Raw genomic sequence first — 4,086 nt, 5'->3', positions numbered from 1 at the left:
CTGAGTCAGCAATACTGACACTCCTGCATCAGATAGCATATAAGCTAAACGTTCCGATGGATAATTTGGGTCTAATGGCACATAAGCTCCTCCGGCTTTGAGTATGGCTAATAAACCTACTACCATCTCTACTGAACGCTCTACACATATTCCCACTAGCGTTTCTGGAGCTACTCCCAATTTTTGCAAGTAATGGGCTAGTTGATTGGCTTTAGTATTTAATTGGGAGTAAGTTAAACTTTGCTGTTCAAAGACCACTGCTACTGCATCTGGTGTTTTCTCTACTTGCTCTTCAAATAACTGATGGATACATTTATCTCTAGGATAATCTGTTTTAGTGTTGTTCCACTCCACCAATATCTGATGTAGCTCTGATGGTTTCATTAGTGGCAACTGCAATACTTTCTGTTCGGGATTTGCCACCACTGCTTCTAACAAATTCTGGAAATGTCCCATCATTCGAGCTATTGTCTCTGGCTCAAAGATATCGGTGCTGTAAACACAATAAGCTTCTATACCAGATGAAACTTCCCAACAGTGAACTTCCAAATCGAATCTAGTGAAATCAAAGTCAAATTCCATTTCACTTACCCTTAAGCCTGGTAGATTCCAAGCCTCCATTTTGTTATTCTGGAGAGCAAACATCACCTGTACTAAAGCGTTATGACTTAAGTTTCGTTCCGTTTGCAATTCCTCCAGTAGCTTTTCAAAGGGTAAATCTTGGTAATTGTAAGCGTCTAACGTAGTTTTTCGTACTCGTTCTAATAATTTTCTGAAGGTAGGGTTATCTGACAAGTTAGCCCGCAAAACAAGGGTATTAACAAACATACCAATTAATGGTTCTATTTCCCTTCGATTGCGGTTGGCAATGGGAGAACCCACTACTAGATCGGACTGACCACTGTAGCGCGATAGTAAAACAAAAAATGCAGTCAGCAGAGTCATAAATAATGTGCTTCCTGACTCTTGGCTTAACTGTCTCAGTTTTTGAGTTAAATTGGAGTCAAGCTGAAAATACTCCATCCCACCTTTAAAAGTAGGTTCAGTAGGACGAGGGTAGTCGGTAGGAATATCCAGAATAGGGGAAATTCCAGACAACTGTTTTTTCCAGTAATTCAGTTGTTTCTCAAGGACTTCTCCTGTCAACCATTCTCGTTGCCAGCTAGCAAAGTCCGCGTATTGGATGGGCAACTCTGGTAAAGCCGATGGCTTTCCTTGAGCAAAAGCCTCATACAGAGTTGATAACTCTCTAACTAAAATTCCCAAAGACCAACCATCAGAGATAATATGATGCATGTTTATCAGCAACACATGATGTTCTGACTCTAGTTGCAACAAAGTAACTCGTAGCACTGGACTGTTAGCTATGTCAAAAGTTGCCATAGCTTCCTGTCTGACTAATTTTTTAACCTTTTCTGACTGCTGGTAAGTCGAGTCACCACTTTGCAAATCTACCACAGTCAGTGGCAGTTCCATTACAGGATCAACTATCTGTACGGGTTGTCCATTTATTTCGGGGAAACTAGTTCTTAAAGTTTCATGGCGTTGGATGATTTCTTTCAGGCTTTGCTCCAAAGCTACAACGTTTAAAGGCCCCTTCAGGTTTAAGGCAATTGGCTGATTATAGGAAGAGTTATCAGGAAATAGCTGCTTGAGAAACCATAACCTTTCCTGAGCAAAAGATAAGAGCAACTTACCATCCCTAGGAATTTGTTTAATAGTCGTTGCTAATGATTCTTGAGTTGTGTGAGCTTTCCGCAGAAACTCTATGATTTCTGTTTTGCGCTCAACCATATCTTGTCTCATTTCTGGTGTGATTACTCCCTTCGGAGCATGACAACCTAATTGCCCTTTATCTATCCAAAGTTTGACCCCTAGATTTTGCAGGTATGATACAAATTCAAATGTTTTCATAATAAAAATGCCTCATGTTCTTTTGTTTCAGAAATTAATGAAGTCTGATTTTGAGCAACTTGATGCAGCACTTCAAGGTTCTGGGCAATGTCAGCAATAGTAGGGGACTCAAATAAATCCTGCAAAGTCACTTCCTTCTCAAAAGCTTGTTGTATCCTAGACACAACTTGAGTAGCTAGCAAAGAATGCCCCCCCAATTCAAAGAAGTTATCGTGTATTCCCACCTTTTCTATTCCCAACACTTCTTGCCAAATCTCTGCTAATGCCTTCTGTGTCTCCGTCTGGGGAGCTACATACTCCGTTGACACACTACTAGCCACATCCGGTACAGGCAATGCCTTACGGTCTACCTTACCGTTAGGAGTCAGAGGCAGTTGCGACAACACCATCAACCCCGATGGCACCATATACTCTGGCAACCGCGACTGTAGATACTCTCTCAACTGCGGTATCAGTTCCTTTCTGAACTGGGAACTCAAAGGATTATTCCCATAATTACTCCAGTTAGCTGCTACCACCGATTTTTGAGTTAGGGGTGTTAACACTATCCCTTCTTTGGCTAACTCACTGCGCACAAATACCCCATCCATCAATTCCGGACTACCTTGTCCAGACCAACACAACTCTAAGCTATACCCTAAAGATGCACTTAGTTCATATAACCTCTCTGGGTCAATGCTCTTGGTTTCCTTTGACTCTAAAAACTGCCTCAACTGCTGCACATTCTGTTTTGATTCTGGCTGTGATAGCAACTCTACCAACTCTACATCATTAGCTACTCTGCCATTGACTAAACCACTAAAGCAAATTGATTCTGGCCCTTTGTCTCGCAGATAAGTTTCTATCTGTTGAACACTCAGAGCCGCTCCACTTTCTACAGTCGGTGTTATTACTTTTCCTGGTTGTGCCTCTATGTGCAACAGCACGCTATAGCGATATTTGTTCAGTTCATTGTGTTCTGTTCCCCTCTGTAAACGGATTTGTACATGAGTTATTTCTGGATGTTTTTCTTTGAGAGCTACAAACAACTCTGGTGACACTAACAACTCGGTTTCCTGCTCCATTTTTATGTCTATCTTTTGCTTGAGTTGTTGGCACGACAGTGAGGGAGTTGCTTGATACAGCTGCACCGAACTGTGAAAGGCTTTCATTAATGGCCTACTCCGGATATCCCCTAAGAAAATCATCCCTCCTGGTTTGACTACCCGGATACTGTTTTCTATTACTTGCAACAGATACTCCACACTAGGGAAATACTGGACTATTGAACTCAGTAGCACTACATCGAAACTGTTATCTGGTATATCAGCCATGTCTTCAGCTCGTTTCTGTGCTAAGGAGACATGACTATATTTGTCTGGTTCCTGTTCTATTTGTTGTTTGATGTATTCTAATGAGACCTTGGAGATATCTGTGCCTAAATATTTTTGTGTCTGGGGTGCAATTTGAAATAGCAGCATTCCTGTGCCACAACCTATTTCCCACACACTCTCTGGTTTCTGGGCTAATACTTGGCTAACAATATCCCCTGCCCAGATGCGCATTTGCTCTACTGGTATGGCTTGGTTGTCATAGTTACTTAACCACCCTTGATTATTGAATAGTGGGTCACTTACTTCACTGAGTTGATTATAGATTTGTTGGTTGAATATGTTTTGCCAACTGTCTACTTGAGTTTCTGATAGTTCGGGGTTGGTGGTGGTGGTAGTTTGAGTTTCGGGTACTATGTATGCTACTAAACGTTTATCTCCTGGATTGTCTTCTCTTGCTACTACTACTGTTTCTTTGACTTGAGGGTATGAATTGATAACTGCTTCTATTTCTCCTGTTTCGATGCGGAAACCTCGGATTTTTACTTGGTGGTCTATTCTACCCAAGAATTCGATGTTCCCATCCCCTAAGTAGCGAGCCAAATCCCCTGTCTTATATAGTTTTGACTTTTGACTTCCCAACTTCTTAGGGAGGGGTGGGTTTACTTTTGAGTCCTCAAAAGGGTTGGGAATAAATTTGGAGGCTGTGAGTTCGGGGCGGTTGTGGTAGCCTCTGGCTAAACCATCTCCTCCGATGTGGAGTTCTCCTGCTACTCCTATGGGGACTGGTTGCAAATTTCTATCCAAAATATATACTTTGGTATTGGATATTGGCTTACCAATAGGTGGTGCAATACTGCCA

General features: G+C 41.8%; 2 protein-coding genes. Both read right to left on the bottom strand.

Annotation, left to right across the window (positions count from 1 at the left end; all coding sequences use genetic code 11):
• Positions 1-1,914, bottom strand: a 1,914-nt coding sequence (locus F6K37_RS33860; protein WP_287255114.1) for a condensation domain-containing protein, incomplete at its 3' end; no start/stop codon positions are given.
• Positions 1,911-4,086, bottom strand: a 2,176-nt coding sequence (locus F6K37_RS33855; RefSeq protein ID WP_287255112.1) for a class I SAM-dependent methyltransferase, incomplete at its 5' end; no start/stop codon positions are given. The genes F6K37_RS33860 and F6K37_RS33855, both read right to left, overlap by 4 nt.

Source organism: Moorena sp. SIO4E2, assembly GCF_010671945.1.
GTDB classification, from domain to species: domain Bacteria; phylum Cyanobacteriota; class Cyanobacteriia; order Cyanobacteriales; family Coleofasciculaceae; genus Moorena; species Moorena producens.
The sequence above is the reverse complement of the archived record's forward strand: the minus strand, read 5'-3'. Positions and strand labels throughout refer to the sequence as shown.